At 44.1% G+C, this 19,495-nt stretch carries 16 protein-coding genes; 11 read left to right on the plus strand and 5 right to left on the minus strand.

Features of this window, described 5'->3' with window-relative positions; translation table 11 throughout:
• Positions 1 to 26 precede the first annotated feature (26 nt).
• Both K429_RS0123775 and K429_RS0123780 read left to right on the plus strand, forming a co-directional pair.
• The gene (locus K429_RS0123775; protein WP_007213685.1) at positions 27 to 338 is read left to right on the plus strand and encodes a heavy-metal-associated domain-containing protein; all 312 of its coding nucleotides are present in this window, start codon (positions 27 to 29) and stop codon (positions 336 to 338) included.
• 57 nt (positions 339 to 395) lie between these two features.
• Complete coding sequence (locus tag K429_RS0123780; RefSeq protein ID WP_029328329.1) at positions 396 to 2,603, plus strand: heavy metal translocating P-type ATPase; 2,208 nt, start codon at positions 396 to 398, stop codon at positions 2,601 to 2,603.
• Here the strand turns inward: K429_RS0123780 and K429_RS0123785 are convergent.
• A complete protein-coding gene (locus tag K429_RS0123785) occupies positions 2,600 to 3,439 on the minus strand; it encodes a helix-turn-helix domain-containing protein (protein ID WP_007213687.1) in 840 nt (279 codons plus the stop codon). The two genes, K429_RS0123780 and K429_RS0123785, sit on opposite strands and share 4 nt — an antisense overlap.
• Positions 3,440 to 3,501: 62 nt before the next feature.
• Between K429_RS0123785 and lipB the strand changes: the two genes are divergently transcribed.
• Positions 3,502 to 4,164 carry a lipoyl(octanoyl) transferase LipB gene (gene lipB / locus K429_RS0123790; RefSeq protein WP_007213688.1) on the plus strand — a complete coding sequence of 221 codons (663 nt, stop codon included), beginning with the start codon at positions 3,502 to 3,504 and terminating at the stop codon, positions 4,162 to 4,164.
• A gap of 203 nt (positions 4,165 to 4,367) precedes the next feature.
• Here the strand turns inward: lipB and K429_RS0123795 are convergent, their stop codons facing one another.
• The 4 genes from K429_RS0123795 to K429_RS0123810 all read right to left on the minus strand — a co-directional run bounded on the left by K429_RS0123795 (position 4,368) and on the right by K429_RS0123810 (position 11,467).
• Positions 4,368 to 6,476, minus strand: coding sequence for a S9 family peptidase (locus K429_RS0123795; protein ID WP_029328331.1), 2,109 nt, complete (start codon positions 6,474 to 6,476; stop codon positions 4,368 to 4,370).
• 41 nt (positions 6,477 to 6,517) lie between these two features.
• On the minus strand, positions 6,518 to 7,849 hold the full coding sequence (locus tag K429_RS0123800) for an MATE family efflux transporter (RefSeq protein ID WP_007213690.1): 1,332 nt from the start codon (positions 7,847 to 7,849) through the stop codon (positions 6,518 to 6,520).
• Between the two features lie 93 nt (positions 7,850 to 7,942).
• Positions 7,943 to 9,793, minus strand: a complete 1,851-nt coding sequence (gene yidC / locus K429_RS0123805; RefSeq protein WP_007213691.1) for a membrane protein insertase YidC — start codon at positions 9,791 to 9,793, stop codon at positions 7,943 to 7,945.
• Between the two features lie 42 nt (positions 9,794 to 9,835).
• A complete protein-coding gene (locus tag K429_RS0123810) occupies positions 9,836 to 11,467 on the minus strand; it encodes a CTP synthase (protein ID WP_007213692.1) in 1,632 nt (543 codons plus the stop codon).
• Between the two features lie 404 nt (positions 11,468 to 11,871).
• Here K429_RS0123810 and K429_RS0123815 point away from each other — a divergent pair, with 404 nt between their 5' ends.
• From K429_RS0123815 to rsxA, 8 genes are all read left to right on the plus strand, one after another.
• Positions 11,872 to 13,317: a DUF3078 domain-containing protein gene (locus K429_RS0123815; RefSeq protein ID WP_007213693.1), complete on the plus strand. Its 1,446-nt coding sequence runs from the start codon at positions 11,872 to 11,874 to the stop codon at positions 13,315 to 13,317.
• Between the two features lie 309 nt (positions 13,318 to 13,626).
• Positions 13,627 to 14,046, plus strand: coding sequence for a SoxR reducing system RseC family protein (locus K429_RS0123820; RefSeq protein ID WP_029328332.1), 420 nt, complete (start codon positions 13,627 to 13,629; stop codon positions 14,044 to 14,046).
• 43 nt (positions 14,047 to 14,089) lie between these two features.
• Complete coding sequence (locus K429_RS0123825; protein ID WP_029328334.1) at positions 14,090 to 15,067, plus strand: Fe-S cluster domain-containing protein; 978 nt, start codon at positions 14,090 to 14,092, stop codon at positions 15,065 to 15,067.
• Between the two features lie 38 nt (positions 15,068 to 15,105).
• Entirely contained in the window at positions 15,106 to 16,440 is a 1,335-nt protein-coding gene (rsxC, locus tag K429_RS0123830; RefSeq protein WP_022210661.1) for an electron transport complex subunit RsxC, read from the plus strand.
• Between the two features lie 9 nt (positions 16,441 to 16,449).
• Positions 16,450 to 17,442: an RnfABCDGE type electron transport complex subunit D gene (locus tag K429_RS0123835; RefSeq protein ID WP_029328335.1), complete on the plus strand. Its 993-nt coding sequence runs from the start codon at positions 16,450 to 16,452 to the stop codon at positions 17,440 to 17,442.
• Positions 17,439 to 18,101 carry an RnfABCDGE type electron transport complex subunit G gene (locus K429_RS0123840; protein ID WP_029328337.1) on the plus strand — a complete coding sequence of 221 codons (663 nt, stop codon included), beginning with the start codon at positions 17,439 to 17,441 and terminating at the stop codon, positions 18,099 to 18,101. Before K429_RS0123835 ends, K429_RS0123840 begins: the two co-directional genes overlap by 4 nt.
• A gap of 17 nt (positions 18,102 to 18,118) precedes the next feature.
• Positions 18,119 to 18,703: an electron transport complex subunit RsxE gene (rsxE, locus tag K429_RS0123845; RefSeq protein WP_007213701.1), complete on the plus strand. Its 585-nt coding sequence runs from the start codon at positions 18,119 to 18,121 to the stop codon at positions 18,701 to 18,703.
• Between the two features lie 78 nt (positions 18,704 to 18,781).
• Positions 18,782 to 19,360 (plus strand): electron transport complex subunit RsxA, encoded by a 579-nt coding sequence (gene rsxA, locus K429_RS0123850; protein WP_007213702.1) that lies wholly within the window; start codon positions 18,782 to 18,784, stop codon positions 19,358 to 19,360.
• Positions 19,361 to 19,495 lie beyond the last annotated feature (135 nt).

Consider the following 19,495-nt stretch of genomic DNA (forward strand, 5'->3'; position numbering starts at 1 on the left):
ACTAATAACTAATAACTAAATTGATTATGAAAACAAAAAGAATGATGGCTGCCCTCGTAGTAGCTTTGTTGAGTGTAACGGCAGTAATGGCAAAAGATATCCGTACAGCTGTCTTTAAAGTTTCACAGATGCATTGCGAAAACTGTGAACGGAAGGTGAAGAATAACATTAAATTTGAGAAAGGAGTAAAAGAATTCTCTACAGACTTGAAAACGAAAACAGTTTCCATTACTTATGATGCTGAAAAGACAACTGTGGATAAACTGAAAGCCGGTTTCAAGAAGTTCAACTACGAAGCTGAATTCGTGAAAGAAACGAAACAAGAGGACAAGAAGTAGTCGAACAAACGGCCTGTAGAGATTGTTTTGATATAAAACTTGAAATAAAAACAATATATGGGTAATTTAAAAAAACAGACGTTTCCCGTGCTGAACATGCATTGTGCGGGATGCGCCAATAACGTAGAAAAGACAGTTCGCAAGTTGGTGGGCGTTGCAGATGCTTCGGTCAACTTTGCTTCCAATACATTGTCTGTCTCCTATGAGACGGACAAACTGACACCCGGAGAAATTCGTGCTGCCGTACTGGCTGCGGGCTATGACCTCATCATGGAGGAAGAGCATGTTGAAGAACGCCAGGAAGAAGAACAACAGAAACGCTATCACCGCTTGAAAACGCGGGTGATAGGAGCGTGGATTTTTGCTGTTCCCCTGTTGTTGCTTTCCATGGTCTTCATGCATGTACCTTATTCTAACGAGATACAGATGGTACTTGCTATTCCTGTATTGGTATTGTTCGGTACGCCATTCTATACCGGTGCCTGGAAACAAGCACGTCTGGGACGCAGCAATATGGATACACTGGTGGCACTAAGTACATCCATTGCTTTCCTGTTCAGCGTCTTTAATACTTTCTTCCCCGATTTCTGGTATAACCGTGGATTGGAGCCTCATGTCTATTACGAAGCTGCTGTGGTTATCATCGCCTTCGTTTTGACGGGTAAACTCATGGAGGAACGTGCGAAGGGAAATACTTCCACTGCTATCCGCAAACTGATGGGTTTGCAACCTAAGAAAGCCCGTGTAGTACGCGACGGTAAAGAACTGGATGTACCTTTGGATCAATTGAACATCGATGATCTGGTGAGTGTCCGCCCCGGTGAGCAAATCCCTGTGGATGGTTTTCTGACCGAAGGTGACTCTTATGTAGATGAAAGCATGATAAGCGGTGAGCCTATTCCGGTAGAAAAGAAGATTGGCTCGCATGTGTTGGCCGGAACCATCAATCAGAAAGGATCGTTCATAATCCGTGCCGAGAAAGTAGGTGGAGAAACAGTGCTGGCGCGTATCATCCGTATGGTGCAGGAAGCGCAAGGCAGTAAGGCTCCCGTGCAGCGTATTGTAGATAAAGTGACGGGTATCTTTGTTCCTGTCGTACTGGGTTTGTCTGTCCTGACATTCTTTATCTGGATGTTCTTTGGTGGTGTGGATATGCTTTCACATGCCATGCTGTCAGCGGTTTCCGTATTGGTGATTGCTTGCCCTTGTGCATTGGGACTGGCTACTCCTACGGCTTTGATGGTAGGTATCGGTAAGGCTGCCGATCATCATATTCTGATAAAAGATGCTGTGGCACTGGAACAGATGCGAAAGGTAAATGTTGTGGTATTGGATAAGACCGGTACATTGACTGAAGGGCATCCTACCGTTGCCGGTTGGTTATGGGCACAGCCGCAGGAAGGACATTATAAAGACATTCTTCTGGCTGCCGAGCTTAAATCGGAGCATCCGCTGGCTGGTGCTATTGTCACTGCCTTGCAAGAACAAGAGAACATTGTTCCTGCAACTCTGGATGGTTTTGAAAGTATTACCGGTAAGGGTATTAAAGTGACTTATCAGGGTGCTGAGTATTGGGCAGGCAGCCACAAGTTGTTGAAAGATTACCATGCCACCCTGACTGATGTTTTGGGAGAAATGCTGGCTCAATACGAGTCGGACGGTTGTAGCATCGTTTACTTTGGCCGCAAGGATGAATTGCTTGCGATTGTTGCTATCAAAGATCAGATAAAGGCGACTTCCGCTGAGGCTGTTCGCGAACTCCGTACCCAGGGTATTGAAGTTTATATGCTGACGGGAGACGGTGAACGTACTGCTTCTGCTGTTGCCGGACGATTAGGCAATATCCAGTATATTGCCGATGCTTTGCCGGATGATAAGGAAGAGTTTGTACGCCAGCTTCAACTTCAGAGAAAGACGGTAGCTATGGTGGGTGATGGTATCAATGATTCACAGGCTTTGGCTTGTGCCGATGTAAGCATTGCCATGGGTAAAGGAACGGACATTGCCATGGATGTGGCAATGGTCACTCTTATGACTTCGGATCTGTTGCTGTTGCCGAAAGCATTCAATCTCTCCCGGCAGACGGTGCGCTTGATTCATCAGAATCTGTTCTGGGCATTCATTTACAATCTGATAGGTATTCCTATTGCTGCCGGATTGCTTTATCCAATCAATGGATTATTGCTGAACCCCATGTTGGCAAGTGCCGCTATGGCATTTTCCAGTGTATCGGTAGTCTTGAACAGCCTTCGTTTAAGATACTAACTATTTCTATATTCCAACGGACTCATCCCCATGTGCCTCTTAAAGTACTTTCCGAAGAAAGAGGCACTGGGGAAGTTCAGTGAATAGGCTATTTCCTGAATAGTCATGTCTGTGGATTTCAGCCGTGCTTTGACGTCTGTAATCACCACATGCGAAATAATTTCGAGTACATTCCTTCCTGTTACTTGCTTTACGGTAGTGCTGAGATGCTGCAATGAAATTCCCAGCTTGTCGGCATAGAATTGAGCACGTCTCTCAGTCATATAATTTTCAATAACCAGTTGTACGAATTTTTGGCAGATTTCCTCTTTGCGGCTTTTGGCAAGAATGCTTTGCGGACGATTGGCATAAAGGGCATTAATTCCAAGCAAAATGCTGTGGAGCACACTTTGTGCCATTGCGGTACTGGTGGCGGTAGGATGGGAGATTGATATACGTGTCAGTAGTGCAAAGTAATCCACGAAGTAGGATGCTATTAAGTCGCTGACATTTACAATCGGATTATCCCATATTTTGGAGAAAGATCCCATCGTAGCCTGCAATAGATTAATACCGTTGACGCAGTGACTGGAGAAACCTACGAAGCAAAGCCGTACTTTTTCTACTTGCTCATTGAGCTGTAAGATAGTTCCCGGCATCAGAATGATCAGATCATTCTTTTTTATTTCATGTTCCATCAGATTGATGGATGCTGTAATGGTCCCTTCAGTGCATAATGCAAAAATACATGCCTTCAGACGGCATGACTGGCGATAGAGATTCAGAATATCTTCTGTAACATCTCTCCATGCCAGCATTTCAACCGGCAAATCTACTTGTGGGAAGTTATGTTTCATCTTTTTTCATTTTGCTGTCGGCAAATATACGATTTTATCCCTAAAGTCTTAACTTTGTCGGCATGAAACTGAATGTAACAGACTGGAATATTATTCCGTATGCCGATGCATGGACCCGGCAAACGGAGTGGTTTGATGCTCTTATTCGTGCCAAGCAGGCAGGGGAAGAGTATGAAAATCACATCATTTTGTGTGAACATCCGCATGTCTATACTTTAGGTCGTAGCGGTAAAGAAGGAAATATGCTGTTGAGTGAGGAACAACTTCAGAAGATAGGAGCTACGCTCTATCATATAGATCGTGGAGGTGATATCACATATCATGGTCCGGGACAACTGGTATGTTATCCTATCCTGAATCTCGAAGAATTCTCGTTGGGGCTGAAAGAGTATGTACATTTGTTGGAAGAAGCGGTCATCCGTGTATGTGCCTCTTATGGCATTGCTGCCGGGAGGTTGGAGAAAGCAACCGGTGTTTGGCTGGAGGGAGATACGCCGCGTGCGCGTAAAATATGCGCTATTGGCGTGCGTAGCAGTCATTTCGTTACCATGCATGGATTGGCGCTGAATGTGAATACTGATTTACGATATTTCAGTTATATCAACCCCTGCGGCTTTATAGATAAAGGAGTCACTTCGCTGCAACAGGAGCTGAAACGGGAGGTGCCGATGGAAGAAGTAAAACAATGCTTATGCCTTGAATTACAGGGCTTGATGCAGAGATAAAAAACAGGAAGATGTGTCATAATGCAGTACTATCTAAAGTTATATGTTTGTCTACCACCCCGCCCTTTGGGCACCCCTCCTCCCGGGAGGAGGGGAGATTAAGTTACTTTCCAGTTTTGACACACCTTCCTGTTCGTATCAAATAGACGGTCTGTTCATCCCTAACAGATGGTCTGTTTCAGGAGCCTTCAATCGTCTGTTTTTTATTTCAACCATTTGTCCAGCCATTCAAAGAATGTGCGTTGCCAGAGGATACCATTCTGAGGTTTCAATACCCAGTGATTTTCATCCGGATAGATCAGTAGCTCGGCAGGAACACCACGCATTACGGCGGCATCAAAAGCAGCCATTGCCTGGTTGGCTAGAATACGGTAGTCTTTTTCGCCATGAATGCAAAGGATAGGTGTATCCCATTTGTCTACAAACTGGTGCGGAGAGTTGGCAAATGTGCGTTGAGCTACCGGATTTTGTTTTTCCCAGTATGCACCACCCATATCCCAGTTGGCAAACCATTTCTCTTCTGTTTCCAGATATTGCATTTCCATGTTGAAGATGCCATCATGTGCAATGAATGCTTTGAAGCGCTTGTCATGATGTCCGGCGAGCCAGTAAACGGAGAAACCACCGAAGCTGGCACCTACACAACCGAGACGGTCTTTGTCTACAAACGATTCTTTAGCCATCTCGTCGATAGCTGTAAAATAATCCTTCATACACTGACCACCGTAATCACCACTGATGGCTTCATTCCATTCCACTCCAAAGCCCGGAAGTCCGCGGCGGTTGGGAGCTACGATGATATAGTCGTTGGCAGCCATAATCTGGAAATTCCAGCGATAGCTCCAGAACTGGCTTACGGGGCTTTGCGGACCACCTTCACAGAACAGGAGGGTAGGGTATTTCTTATTCGGGTCAAACTGTGGCGGGTAGATAACCCATGTCAGCATCTGTTTGCCGTCTGTAGTCTTCATCCAGCGAGCTTCAACCTTACCCATTTCCAGTTGGTCGTAAATCTGCTTGTTTTCGAAGGTCAGTTGTTTTGCTTCGGCAAAAGCATCCCCGTTGCGGGTGGCAGATACGGCATAGATTTCATCACCCATACTCATTGAGTGGCGTAAAGCGATTACTTTATCTCCTGCAAGGGCGAGGGAAGCATAATCATACATACCGTCTGTCAACTGCGTAACCTTATCGTTGGCAGCAAGATCGATATTGTAAATCTGTGTTTCACCATGCCAGACACCGATGAAATAAATACTCTTAGAGTCTTTATTCCACAAGAAACCATCTACGTTCGATTCGAATTCCTTGCTGACGAAACGTTTCTCACCTGTTTCCAGATTCATGATGAAGAGGCGGTTTAGGTCAGCTTCATAACCGTCACGTTCCATGCTCTGCCAGGCAATGTATTTACCATCGGGAGAGTACTGAGGATTTGTATCATAACCTTTGTTTTCTTCGGTGATATTGTCTGTCTTCTTGGTTGCAAGATCGTAGATATAAATATCCGAGTTGGTGGAGATGGCATAAGCCAGACCGGTCTTCTTACGGCAAGTATATGCCACCTTGTTTCCGGCAGGACTCCATGCCAGTTGCTCGATGCCACCCCAAGGTCTCATCGGGCTTTCGTAAGGTTCTCCTTCCAGTATATCCTTTATATTGCTGATACCGTTTCCATCAAAATCAGCTACAAAAGGATGCGGAGCACCGGTTACCCATTCATCCCAGTGTTTGTACATCAGGTCAGTAACGATGATACCCGTCGCTTTAGGGAGATCGGGATATTTATCCGCAGTACTTTGTTTAGTTTTCACCTGTGCAATGAAAAGCAACTTCTTGCCGTCGGGAGAGAAAGAATAACCTTCGATGTCACCATCATATTGAGTTAGCTGCTTACGCCCGCTGCCGTCCGGATTCATTTCCCACAACTGGCTGCTGCCACCTTCATTGGAAAGGAACGCCAGTTTAGTGCCACCCTTTATCCAGTTCACTTCGTTTTCCTGCCAGGGAGTGTGGGTGATTTGTTTGTTGCCTGTTCCATCTGTGTTCATCACGAAGACTTCACGGTTACTCTTGTTCTCCGGTACACTGTAGTAAGCTACTGTGTAAGCAATTTGCTTTTCATCGGGGGATACGGCTACACCACCGATACGACCCATGGCCCAGAGAGCTTCGGGAGTCATGCGTTTACCTTCAATCTGGATGTCCGACCGCTCGATAAGCGGTACTCCGGCTTGCCCTGCGTCCTTTGTTCCGCCGCAGGCAGCCAATGTCATAGCTGCTGACATAAGCAATAAATTTACTTGTTTCATGTATGTTGTTCGTTACGGTTATTTTGCGACAAATATACAAATTATATGCGTTTTTCTTGCCATCGTCCTCCTTTAATATACCACCAGCAAAGTAATAGTATAAAAATGGAGTATACCATTTCCGATGTCCAGCACAGGGCTACATCAAGTTTCAAGTAAAGAATGATGTATGTGATGTAGGCAACATAGAAGACGAGCGTTATTAGTTCCATGACCAGAGCCGTGCGCGTGTTTCCCGTTCCTGATACTGCCTGGAAATATACATTGGCAGGTACGAGAAACAGATATGCCGAGCACATTACCCAAAGTGAATGTACGGCTGCATCCTGTAAATCGGGTATATCCGTATAGATTCCCAGTATAAGTTTTGGGAACAGTGCAAAAAACAGTGCTAGCGGCAATGTGAACAGGTATGCAATGCGTATATGCTGCCGGATAGTGCCTGCCACGCAGTCTTTGTCTCCTGCACCGATGAGATTGCTGACCAATGAACCACAGGTTGAGGCAAATGCCATCATTACCATGAACAGAATGCCGGATATGCTCCGGACAATGTTCGTGATGGCGAGCGACCGTTCTCCCAGATGCTCCACATAGAGGAAGAACAAGAACCAGGTGGACAAGGAGAAGACGTTCTGTATCATGGTCCAGAAGGAAATGTTCAGCATGCGTTTAAGTATCTCCGGGCGGAACTTCGGAATACGGTCCAGTCCAAACTTACGGCAGTCAATGCGGTAACGGGTGTAGAGGATAAAGAATATCAGTGAAACCAGCTCTGCAAGTGATGAACCGATGGCGGCACCTGCAATGCCGAGCGCAGGAAAGCCGAATTTACCGAAAATCAGTATATAGTTGAAAACTACGTTACTCAATACCATGACTATGGAATTGAGTGTCAGTGTCTTGGTCTGTGTAGTTCCCAGGAAGAAAGCACGGAAGATGACTGCACTGAATGAGAAGAAGGCTCCGAAAACCCGCCAGTTCAGATAACTGATGGCAGCCTCATAGATGTGTTCGGAAGAAACGATTCGTTTCAGTATCATTGGTGAAAGGAAGTAGGAGAGCAGGAACATTACTGCCGCCAGTCCTATCTGAAAGTAAATTCCTTGATAGAAAAGGTCGCCTATTTCCCGGTATTGCTTTTCACCGTTGCGCCGGGCAATGAGTATCTGCGCTCCGATACTGAAACCGAAAGCTGCCATGAATATTACCATGTAGAAGACACCTGCAATGGCTGATGCTCCCAGTTCTACTTCGCCTACCCGTCCCAGGAAGGCTGTGTCTGTCATACCTATCATTTGCTCCATCAGTAGACTGATGAGGATCGGATAGGCTATCATCCAAATCTGTTTGTTGGTATATTTAGTTTTCATTTGAGTTATAGTTATAGTCGTTATAAGAGAAAGAAAGCCGGACAATTACATCAATTGCCCGGCTTTTATTATCAAGTGATGAAAAGCGGAGACTTACTTTTTATTCTGTCTCTCTTTCAACAACTGTTCCTGTTGTTTCTGCATTGCCTCCAGGCGGGCGGCAAAGCCGGTTTTCTTAGCTTTCTTCGGATCTTTCTTTCGGGCTTCCAATTGGGCAAGAAGTTTCTCTTCATTCGTAGTCTTACGCAGAATGAGAGTAGTCACCACACTAATCAATGTCGATATGAAGTAGTAATAGTTCAGACCTGAAGGATAACTGTTCAAGATGAACAACATCATAATCGGCATGAGATACGTCATCCACTTCATCGCCGCCATCTGCGGGTTGGCTCCGGTATCCTGTTGCTGCATCATGAACTTGGAGTTCAATATATTCACAACCGTCATCAGCAAACAGAACAAACTGAGGTGGCTACCCAGGAACGGGATATTGAACGGGAAGTTGATGAATGCATCGTACGTTGAAAGGTCATCAGCCCACAAGAAGCTTTGCTGACGCAATTCAATAGCACTTGGCACAAACATGAACAATGCAATCAGAACCGGGAACTGTACCAGCATCGGCAGACAGCCACCCATCGGACTCACACCGTATTGGCTGTACATTCCCATGACCTCCTGCTGTTTTTTCATCGCATCTTCCTGTTTGGGGTATTTCTTATTGATCTCATCGATTTTCGGTTTCAACACACGCATCTTGGCAGAAGAAATATACGTTTTCCAGGTAGCGGGGAATACGACTGCTTTTACAATCAAGGTCATCAGTAACAATACAATACCCATGCTTAGACCCCAACCGGACAACCAGTCGAAGATATTGATGGTGAACCACTTGTTGACCCAGCGTATCAACGGCCAACCCAGATAAACCAAACGGTTCAGTTCCCATTTCTCATCACGTCCCTTATCCAGCGCAGTCAGCGTCTTGTAATGGTTCGGACCGAAGTAGAAGAACATTTGCGTAGGCTGTTTACCTGTCGGGTCAAAGCTCGTGCTCATCTCGGCGGAGTAGTCTTTGATATATCCGCTGCCTTCTCTTTCCATTTTGGAGACTAGCTTCGTTTTTTCAAAGTCAGCGTCTGCAATGAATACCGAGGAGAAGAATTGATTTTTGAAAGCAATCCAGTCCAGACGTTCGGGCACTTCTTTTTCATCATCCTTATTGGCTGACAAGTAGTCTGTGCCATTTCCCAGCATTTTATAAGTCAGTTCAGACAAACGGTTCTCATATACATAACCTTTTTCGATCTGGCGGGCGCGTTGTGCCCATTCGATGTCTACATAGTTATTGCTTGCTGCCAATTTATCTGCCATACCTTTAGCATCGATGCTGAAGTCTACCAGGTAGGTATTGGGATGCAATGCATACTTGAAGTCTATATAACTTGCACTGTCAGCTGATAAACGCATTGTTACGGTGCTGTCCGTACGGTTCACAGTGGTGAAGTAATAGTCCTTAGTCTGTATTGTTTCCTTTTTATTATAGAAAAGGAAATTCATGGAAACATCGTTTCCGGTGAATAGGGTTACAGGAGTTTTCTTGTCCTGTTCCATATACTCTTTCAATACAGCGGAGAATATGGAACCGCCTTTGGTGCTGAGGGTCAACTCAGCCACGTCGTTCTGAATCGTAATAAGCGAATCTGTTCCTTGGCGGGCATTGAAGAAGAGTGAAGTGGAATCCACAGTTTCCACATCTTTTTCATTGGCCAATGCTGCATCCGCTTTGGCTTTCAGCGCTTCTTCACGTTGCTGTACCAGCGCAATGGAATCATAATAACGCTGCTGTGCTTCCAATTGCTCTTTACTGGGGCGACTCAGAAAACTGAAGCCGACTAACAAAATTGCTATTAAAACAAGACCTGTAATGGTGTTTTTATCCATGAATAATTTCTAATTTACAATTTTATAATTATTGAAATAATCTTATTTCTTTGCTTTCTCCTTCTCCTCGAAACTTTCGACAGATGCTTTGATGAAAGCCACGAACAACGGATGGGGATTCAGTACCGTACTGCTGTATTCCGGATGGAACTGAGTTCCGACAAACCACTTCAACTTCGGTATTTCTACGATTTCCACCAAATCAGATTCCGGATTGATACCTACACATTTCATGCCGGCAGCTTCGTATTCCGCTTTATACTGGTTGTTGAATTCATAGCGATGACGGTGGCGCTCCTGGATGTGTTCCGTTCCATAAGCTTCATAAGCCTTGCTACCTTTCTGCAAGATACATTCGTAGGCTCCCAGACGCATTGTTCCACCCATGTTTGTGATGGATTTCTGCTCTTCCATAATGTCGATGACATTATGCGGAGTCTTTTCGTTCATTTCGCGTGAATCTGCATCGGTATATCCCAGCACGTTGCGTGCGAATTCAATGGCGATACACTGCATTCCCAGGCAAATACCGAAAGTCGGAATATCATGTGTGCGTGCGTATTTGATAGCCACGAACTTACCGGAAATACCACGTTCACCGAATCCCGGACCTATCAATACACCTGCCATGCCTTTCAGTGCTTCCGCTACATTTTCTTCTGTCAGCTTTTCACTGTTCACAAAGTCTACGGATACCTTACGATCATTGTATGTACCAGCTTGTGACAAGGCTTCGCGAATGGATTTGTAAGCATCCTGCAAGTCATATTTGCCGACTAATGCAATGTGCAGTGGTTCTGTATTTTCTGCTTTATGGCGACGTTCGAGGAAAGCACGCCATGGACCCAGTCCCGGTGTGTCTCCTACGGGCAGTCCCATTTTCTTCAATATCGTTTCATCCAGTTTCTGAGCCTGCATCAGAATAGGCACTTCGTAGATGGTAGGAGCATCGATGCTCTGTACTACTGCGTTTTCATCCACATTACAGAATAATGCTACTTTTTTACGCAGGTTGGTACCCAATTCGTGTTCTGTACGCAATACCAATATATCCGGCTGTATACCTGCACTCTGCAATTCTTTTACGGAGTGTTGTGTCGGCTTGGTTTTCAATTCACCGGCTGCCGTGAGATAAGGTACATAAGTAAGGTGCACGCACAAAGCATCACGTCCCAATTCCCACTTCAACTGACGGATACTTTCCAGATACGGCAATGATTCGATATCACCCACCGTACCACCGATTTCTGTAATTACAAAATCGAATTTATATTTGTTACCCAGCAACTTCACGTTTCGTTTAATTTCGTCCGTGATGTGAGGGATAACCTGAATGGTCTTACCTAAATAATCACCACGGCGCTCTTTGTCGATAACGCTTTTATAGATACGTCCGGTTGTGATGTTATTGGCTTTAGTAGTCTGGATCCCAAGAAAACGTTCGTAATGACCTAAGTCGAGGTCAGCTTCATGTCCGTCTACAGTCACATAACATTCTCCGTGTTCGTAGGGGTTTAAAGTGCCCGGGTCAATATTGATATACGGGTCAAACTTCTGAATGGTTACTTTGTAACCTCTTGCTTGTAGCAATTTACCAATGGATGAGGCGATGATGCCTTTACCTAATGATGAGGCAACGCCACCGGTGACGAAAATATACTTTGTTTCTCCCACAGCTATACTGTTTTAATATTATTGTTTTGTTTGGTCGATGTACACATTTGTGTACCTACCTGTCTACAGATGAGACTTAAAAAGCGCAAAATTACAAAAAAAAAGAGGAAGTACATAAAGTTTCGGCGAAACAATTCTAAAAAAAGTGATGCTGCAATGTTATTAAGTCCTTATCATCTCCGTACTATCTCCGTGTTATCTCCGTACTATCTCCGTATCACCTCCGTGTCATCTCCGTATATATATGTTTGGACTTGATACGGACTTGGTACGGGGCTGGTACGGAGCTGATATGAACTTGTCATCCTAAGTACCGGCTATTGCTAATCTTTTCTTTACTCTTTTCTATGTTTTCTAAACATTTTAAATTACTTTTGCAGTCAAAACATAGATTTTAGGGCGTTATGAAGAATAGATACTTATCTTTATGGGCAGTTGCTGCGCTTTTTTCTTCGTCGATAGTGGCGCAGAATTCAGTAAAGACTGTCTTAAAGGCCGGAGAGGAACCGGCTGCCGCACAAGTGGATACCTTGTCGGATGTGATGAAGCAATATTTTGTCTTAAAGTTGAAACCAGCGAATGATACTCTCAAGTTGGACACAGTATCCATACTGCATGAGAAGTATTTTGGAGTATTAAACTACCTGAATGATCCGTCTACTCCTGAACGTTACATTCCTGATAATCCCGATTACTACCGTCTGTTTCTTAAGCCATTTACATATTATAATTCTCCTATAAAGCGTGTTTCGACATTGAATTGGAAATTTGAACCTTTTGATACGGTTGAATTGCCAGTGAAAGAACTTTTGCCATTTGATGAAGCCCGCTTTACCTCGAAGGAACGCGCGAATGAAACAGTGGATCGTGCTTTGCTCTATCTTTATGTTAATGATGATCTGCATAAGATTGTGGCATGGGAAGATGATATTATGCAGGTGAGGGTATTCAAGGATAATATTGAAAAAGAGGTATCTTCTAAACCTTCTGTATTGAAGTTGTTTGCTCAGGAGAGTATGGCAAATGTGAAAGAAGATGCGGAAGTGCTGATTCGGAAACCTAACTGGTGGGTGACCGGTGGAAGCGGTTCTTTACAGATTACGCAGAACTATATTTCGGATAACTGGTATAAAGGTGGTGAAAGTACGAACTCTTTTCTGGCTAACTTACAGTTGTTCGCTAACTATAACGACCGTGAGAAGATACAGTGGGAAAATATGCTGGAAGCTAAGTTAGGTTTTGGTTCAACTCCTTCGGATAAGTACCATGATTATCTGGTAAACACCGACTTGCTCCGTATTTACAGTAAGCTGGGTGTTCAGGCTGCTTCTAATTGGTACTATACCATTTCTACTGAATTCAAAACTCAGTTCTGTCACGGTTATAAAGCAAATAGCGAGAAGTTAGTTTCTGCTTTCTTTGCTCCGGCTGATTTATCCACCAGTGTCGGTATGGACTATAAACTGAAGAAGAAAAAGTTCAATCTTTCTGTCTTTATAGCTCCGTTGACTTGGACAATGCGTTATATCGGTAATAAAGATGTAAATGAGGTAGACTTTGGTTTGGAAAAGGGCAAATGCGTGCGTCATAATTGGGGTTCGCAAATACAACCGACATTTGACTGGACCATCATTCCTTCTATTGTGCTGAATTCTCGTTTGAATTATCTGACCAGCTATGAATGGACACGTATTGAGTGGGAAAATACAATCAACTTTATATTGAACCGTTACCTCTCTACAAAACTCTATGTACATGCCCGTTATGATGACAGCAGTAAACCGACTACGGGAGACAGCTACTTTCAGGTGAATGAAATTTTGAGTTTCGGTATTAATTATAAATGGTAAGTCTATACTATCTGAATATAGATATTACAAGTAAGGCTGTTTCTTTTAGGGAGGCAGCCTTACTTGCTTTTAGGAGAAAAGAATTATTCATAGTATCATTTTGTTATCTTATACTTATCAATGGTGCAAAGTGATACCTTAGTCTGTGTTATAAAACAGGTTTTCTTGCTTGTTCTGTGGAAAAAGTGAAGAAAAATAGTTAAAACGGGGAAAAGTACGTTGGCGTACACATAAAAAAAGCGGGTGAAAGCCTTGCAGTTCACAAATAATGCGTAAATTTGCCGCAATTTGTAATGCACAGTTTGCAAAATGGCAGATATTATAAAACATCAAGGTATTGTGGAAAACATAAACAGTTCTCATATAAAGGTGAGAATTGTCCAAACGTCAGCTTGTGCGGCATGTAGTGCGAAGGGACATTGTGCCTCGGCTGATACCAAAGAAAAAATAATCGATGTAACTACCGGCGATGCGTCTTCCTATCAGGTGGGTGACCGGGTAATCGTTTTTGGCGAACTCTCTATGGGAATGATGGCGGTGTTGTGGGCCTTTATAGTACCTTTCTGTATTCTGGTGATTTCTCTCTTTGTATTTATGGCTATCTGGAGTGACGAACTTCTCTCTGCACTTTGTTCGTTAGCTCTTCTTATTCCTTATTATTATATATTGTGGCTAAATAAAACACGTATGGGAAAGAAATTTTCTTTTTCAATAAGGCCAATTGACTAACTCTTGGAACATTAAAACAAATAATTAAATAAATAACTAATTTATGAATGTAATTCTGATTGCAGTGATTTCATTGGGAGCCATAGCGCTGGTTTCGGCCGCTATATTATACATAGCTTCCAAGAAATTCGCCGTGTATGAAGATCCGCGAATTGCACAGGTAGGAGAGGTGTTGCCTCAAGCAAATTGCGGTGGATGTGGTTATCCGGGTTGTAGCGGTTTTGCCGATGCCTGTGTAAAGGCAGGTTCGCTGGAGGGCAAGTTCTGTCCGGTAGGCGGACAACCTGTTATGACGCAAATAGCGGGAATCCTTGGTTTGGATGCCGTTGCTGCCGAACCGATGGTGGCAGTTGTGAGATGTAATGGAACCTGCGCCAACCGTCCCCGTACGAATATGTACGACGGTGCGAAGAGTTGTGCTATTGCGGCCTCTCTTTATGGTGGCGAAACCGGTTGTAGTTTCGGATGTCTAGGGTGTGGTGACTGTGTGGAAGCTTGTCAGTTTGATGCTATCCACATGAATCCTGAAACGGGACTTCCGGAAGTGGATGAAGCAAAATGTACGGCTTGTGGAGCTTGTGTCAAGGCTTGTCCGAAGAACATTATCGAGATTCGTCCGCAAGGTAAGAAGTCACGCCGTATTTATGTGCAGTGTGTAAACAAGGACAAAGGCGGCGTAGCGCGTAAAGCTTGTACAGTTGCTTGTATTGGTTGTGGCAAGTGCGTGAAGGTTTGTCCGTTCGAAGCGATTACACTTGAAAATAATCTGGCTTACATCGACCCGAACAAATGTAAATCATGTCGTAAGTGCGAAGAGGCTTGTCCTCAGAACACTATTATCGCACTCAATTTCCCGCCGCGTAAACCGAAGGCGGAAGGTGCTGCTCCGGTTGCTGCTCCTAAGGTAGCCGTTGCACCGAAAGCTACAGAAACGCCTAAGGTTGCAGAGGCTCCTAAAACTGTAGAGCCCCCTAAAGCTGTTGAGACTCCTCAGGTTGAAACTCCAAAGGCAGAGGCTTAATAATAAAGAAGTAATAAACGACTAAAATACAGAATTGTATGTTGAAGACATTTTCAATCGGTGGTGTTCATCCACACGAAAATAAACTTTCAGCACATCAGCCGATTATAAAGGCGGAAATTCCTGCCAAAGCTGTGATTTTGCTGGGCCAGCACATTGGTGCGCCTGCAAAGCCGATTGTAGCTAAAGGAGATGTGGTGAAAGTCGGCACAAAGATTGCCGAACCCGGTGGTTTCGTATCCGCGGCCATCCACTCGTCTGTCAGCGGCAAGGTTGCTAAAATCGATACGGTTATCGATGCCAGTGGTTATCCGAAACCTGCCATCTTTATTGATGTGGACGGTGATGAATGGGAAGAAAGTATTGACCGCACCGAAACGTTGGTGAGGGAATGTAACCTTACATCCGAGGAAATAGTAAAAAAGATAGCCAATGCCGGTATTGTAGGTTTGGGTGGTGCATGTTTCCCTACTCAGGTGAAACTCTGTCCGCCGCCTGCATTCAAAGCAGAGTGTGTGATTATCAACGCTGTGGAGTGTGAACCCTATCTGACAGCTGATCATCAGCTAATGCTGGAACATGCCGAGGAAATTATGGTAGGTGTATCTATTCTGATGAAAGCTGTGAAGGTGAACAAGGCATTTATCGGTATTGAGAATAATAAGCCCGATGCTATTCAGTTGATGGCGAAGGTGGCATCCAGCTATGCAGGTATCGAGGTAGTAGCCTTGAAGGTGCAATATCCGCAAGGAGGTGAAAAGCAGTTGATAGATGCTATTACCAGTCGTCAGGTAGCGAGTGGTGCTTTACCAATTTCTACAGGAGCCGTGGTACAGAATGTAGGTACTGCATTTGCGGTATATCAGGCCGTACAGAAAAACAAGCCGTTGTTTGAGCGCGTGATTACCGTTACTGGTAAGTCAGTAGCAAAACCGTCTAACTTCCTGGCACGTATTGGCACGCCGATGAAGCAATTGATTGATGCTTGCGGTGGTCTGCCCGAAGATACAGGTAAGATTATCGGTGGTGGCCCGATGATGGGTAAGGCATTGGTCAACACGGAGGTTCCTACCGCTAAAGGTAGTTCCGGTATTCTGATAATGAATCAAAAGGAAGCCAAACGTGGTGAGGTTCAACCTTGCATCCGTTGTGCAAAGTGCGTGGGTGCTTGTCCGATGGGATTGGAACCTTATTTGCTGTCGGCACTTGCCGAACATACAGAATTCGAGAGAATGGAAAAAGAAAGAATTATGGATTGTATCGAGTGCGGTTCTTGTCAGTTTACCTGTCCTGCCAACCGTCCGTTGCTGGACTATTGCCGCTTGGGTAAGGGCAAGGTAGGAGCGATTATCCGTGCACGTCAAGCTAAATAATAACGAAGTATGGAAAATAAATTAGTAATATCACTTTCACCCCACGTCCATGGTGGTGACAGCGTGAAAAAGAATATGTATGGTGTGCTTATTGCATTGATTCCTGCATTTCTTGTATCGCTCTATTTCTTCGGACTGGGTGCGCTGATTGTCACGGCTACATCAGTAGCTGCCTGTTTGTTCTTCGAATGGGCTATTGGTAAATTCCTGATGAAGAAAGAAACCACAACAATCTGTGACGGTTCTGCTGTAATTACAGGTGTGTTGTTGGCATTCAATTTACCTTCCAATCTGCCTATCTGGATTATTATTCTGGGTGCATTGTTTGCTATAGGTGTAGGTAAGATGTCTTTTGGAGGATTGGGTAATAATCCGTTCAACCCTGCATTGGCAGGCCGTGTGTTCCTGTTGCTTTCTTTCCCTGTGCAAATGACGAGTTGGCCGGTGGTGGGACAGTTGACTGCTTACACCGATGCTACGACGGCTGCTACTCCGCTTAATCTGATGAAGCAGATTGCCGGTGGAAATTTAGAGGCTCTGAAAGATCTACCTTCCTCTTTCGATTTGCTGATTGGTAACAATGGCGGTTGTCTGGGTGAAGTCAGTGCATTGGCGTTACTGCTGGGATTAGCTTATATGCTTTGGAAGAAAATTATTACCTGGCATATTCCTATTTCTATATTGGCTACAGTATTTGTGTTCTCGGGTATTATGCATCTGGTAGATCCGGAACTGTATGTATCTCCCGTGCTTCAGTTGCTTACAGGTGGTTTGATGCTGGGTGCTATTTTTATGGCTACTGACTACGTCACTTCTCCGATGAGCAAGAAGGGAATGCTGATTTATGGTGTATGTATCGGATTACTGACAGTGATTATCCGTCTGTTCGGTGCTTATCCCGAAGGTATGTCATTCGCTATTTTGATTATGAACGCCTTCACTCCGCTGATTAATACATATTGTAAACCTAAACGCTTTGGGGAGGTAGCGAAGAAGAAATGAAAAAGTTAGAATCATCCTTGAAGAATATGTTGCTGGTACTCACGGGCGTTACTGCCATCTCTGTGGCTTTGCTGGCATATGTGAATGAATTGACGAAAGAACCTATAGCACAAGCCAATGCAAAGACATTGAGCGACGCTGTCAGTGCAGTGGTTCCCGGTTTCGATAATGATCCGATTGCAGAAAAGAAGATGCAGGCTGTGAATGGTGTAGATTATGCTGTGTATCCTGCTACGAAAGGTGGAGAGTTTATTGGTGCTGCCATAGAAGCAAGTTCAATGGCATTCGGTGGCGAGCTGAAAGTCTTGGTCGGCTTTGATGCGGAGGGAAACATTATAGATTATTCCCTGTTGTCGCATGTGGAAACTCCGGGATTGGGGTCCAAGGCTGCCGATTGGTTTAAAGAAGGAAATAAAGGAAGTATCAAAGGTATGAACCCCGGCAAGACTCCGTTGTCTGTAAGCAAAGATGGAGGCCAGGTAGATGCCATTACAGCTTCTACCATTACTTCACGAGCTTTCCTGAATGCTGTGAATGCTGCTTATGCAGCTTATGCCGGTCAGAATGAATCGGATGCCACTACGGGCGCTACGCAAAAAGTTGTTGAACCTGCTGAAAATGCCGCCACTGAAGCTGCGGACTCTATCAGCGCTAAATAAAGAAAGGAGTAGAAGATATGAATAATTTTAAAGTTATGATGAACGGGATTATCAAAGAGAATCCTACGTTTGTACTCCTGCTTGGTATGTGTCCTACGCTGGGTACCACCTCTTCCGCTATCAATGGTATGGGTATGGGACTGGCAACGATGTTCGTGCTGATCTGTTCTAATGTCGTAATCTCGGCAATCAAGAATGTAATTCCTGATATGGTACGTATTCCGTCGTTCATTGTGGTCATTGCTTCCTTTGTGACTTTACTGCAAATGGTCATGCAAGCTTATGTTCCTGCTCTATATGCTACGCTGGGCTTGTTTATTCCGCTGATTGTGGTAAACTGTATTGTATTGGGACGCGCAGAAGCTTTTGCTGCCAAAAACACTCCGGTAGCTTCTTTCTTTGATGGTTTAGGAATGGGCCTTGGTTTTACTTTGGCTCTTACTTTGCTGGGTGCCGTACGTGAATTTTTGGGAACCGGTAAGATATTCGATCTGACTATCCTTCCTGAAGAATACGGTATGTTGATATTTGTACTTGCACCGGGAGCTTTCATTGCACTGGGGTATCTGATCGCATTGATAAACGGCTTGAAAAAGAATTAATAATGGAAAATTAGAAATTAAGGATGAGAGTAGTAACTGCTTTTAGTTTTTAATTTTTAATTCTTAATTTTGGAAAGTATGGAATATATATTGATATTTATTTCGGCAATCTTTGTCAATAACATCGTATTGTCGCAGTTTTTGGGTATCTGTCCGTTTTTAGGTGTATCCAAGAAGGTGGAAACTGCATTGGGTATGTCGGCTGCCGTGGCATTTGTGCTTACGATTGCAACCATAGTGACATTCCTTATTCAGAAATTTGTGCTTGATGCTTTTGACCTGGGTTATTTACAGACTATTACTTTTATTCTGGTGATTGCTGCACTGGTTCAGATGGTAGAGATTATTTTGAAAAAAGTATCGCCTTCTTTGTATCAGGCACTGGGTGTGTTTTTGCCTCTGATCACAACTAACTGTTGTATTCTTGGTGTTGCCATCCTTGTAATTCAGAAAGATTATGATCTGTTGACCGGTGTGGTTTATGCATTTTCCACAGCTATCGGTTTTGGCCTGGCGCTGACTCTTTTTGCGGGCTTGCGCGAACAGATGAGTTTGGTAAATATCCCGAAAGGAATGAAGGGAACTCCGATTGCTCTGATTACTGCCGGTCTTTTGGCTATGGCATTTATGGGTTTCTCCGGTGTTGTGAAAATCTGAAAAATAGAACATTAACTAATAGGTTAGGGGTAGAAGAAATTCTACCCCTTTCTTTTTTAGACTAAAAAAAACACTCTTTTTTTATTTTATCTAAATTAAATTTCGTAATTTTGCGGGCACAACGATGATAACCTA

Origin of the sequence: Bacteroides sp. 14(A) (genome assembly GCF_000526555.1) — a bacterium.
Lineage (GTDB): Bacteria > Bacteroidota > Bacteroidia > Bacteroidales > Bacteroidaceae > Bacteroides > Bacteroides cellulosilyticus.

Coding starts and splice junctions, on each gene's coding strand:
- K429_RS0123800 (WP_007213690.1), bottom strand. CDS start 7,849: ATGAAAACTAAATATACCAACAAACAGATTTGGATGATAGCCTATCCG.
- rsxA (WP_007213702.1), top strand. CDS start 18,782: ATGGAATATATATTGATATTTATTTCGGCAATCTTTGTCAATAACATC.
- rsxC (WP_022210661.1), top strand. CDS start 15,106: ATGTTGAAGACATTTTCAATCGGTGGTGTTCATCCACACGAAAATAAA.
- K429_RS0123840 (WP_029328337.1), top strand. CDS start 17,439: ATGAAAAAGTTAGAATCATCCTTGAAGAATATGTTGCTGGTACTCACG.
- K429_RS0123815 (WP_007213693.1), top strand. CDS start 11,872: ATGAAGAATAGATACTTATCTTTATGGGCAGTTGCTGCGCTTTTTTCT.
- K429_RS0123835 (WP_029328335.1), top strand. CDS start 16,450: ATGGAAAATAAATTAGTAATATCACTTTCACCCCACGTCCATGGTGGT.
- K429_RS0123785 (WP_007213687.1), bottom strand. CDS start 3,439: ATGAAACATAACTTCCCACAAGTAGATTTGCCGGTTGAAATGCTGGCA.
- K429_RS0123795 (WP_029328331.1), bottom strand. CDS start 6,476: ATGAAACAAGTAAATTTATTGCTTATGTCAGCAGCTATGACATTGGCT.
- K429_RS0123820 (WP_029328332.1), top strand. CDS start 13,627: ATGGCAGATATTATAAAACATCAAGGTATTGTGGAAAACATAAACAGT.
- K429_RS0123825 (WP_029328334.1), top strand. CDS start 14,090: ATGAATGTAATTCTGATTGCAGTGATTTCATTGGGAGCCATAGCGCTG.
- lipB (WP_007213688.1), top strand. CDS start 3,502: ATGAAACTGAATGTAACAGACTGGAATATTATTCCGTATGCCGATGCA.
- K429_RS0123775 (WP_007213685.1), top strand. CDS start 27: ATGAAAACAAAAAGAATGATGGCTGCCCTCGTAGTAGCTTTGTTGAGT.
- K429_RS0123780 (WP_029328329.1), top strand. CDS start 396: ATGGGTAATTTAAAAAAACAGACGTTTCCCGTGCTGAACATGCATTGT.
- yidC (WP_007213691.1), bottom strand. CDS start 9,793: ATGGATAAAAACACCATTACAGGTCTTGTTTTAATAGCAATTTTGTTA.
- rsxE (WP_007213701.1), top strand. CDS start 18,119: ATGAATAATTTTAAAGTTATGATGAACGGGATTATCAAAGAGAATCCT.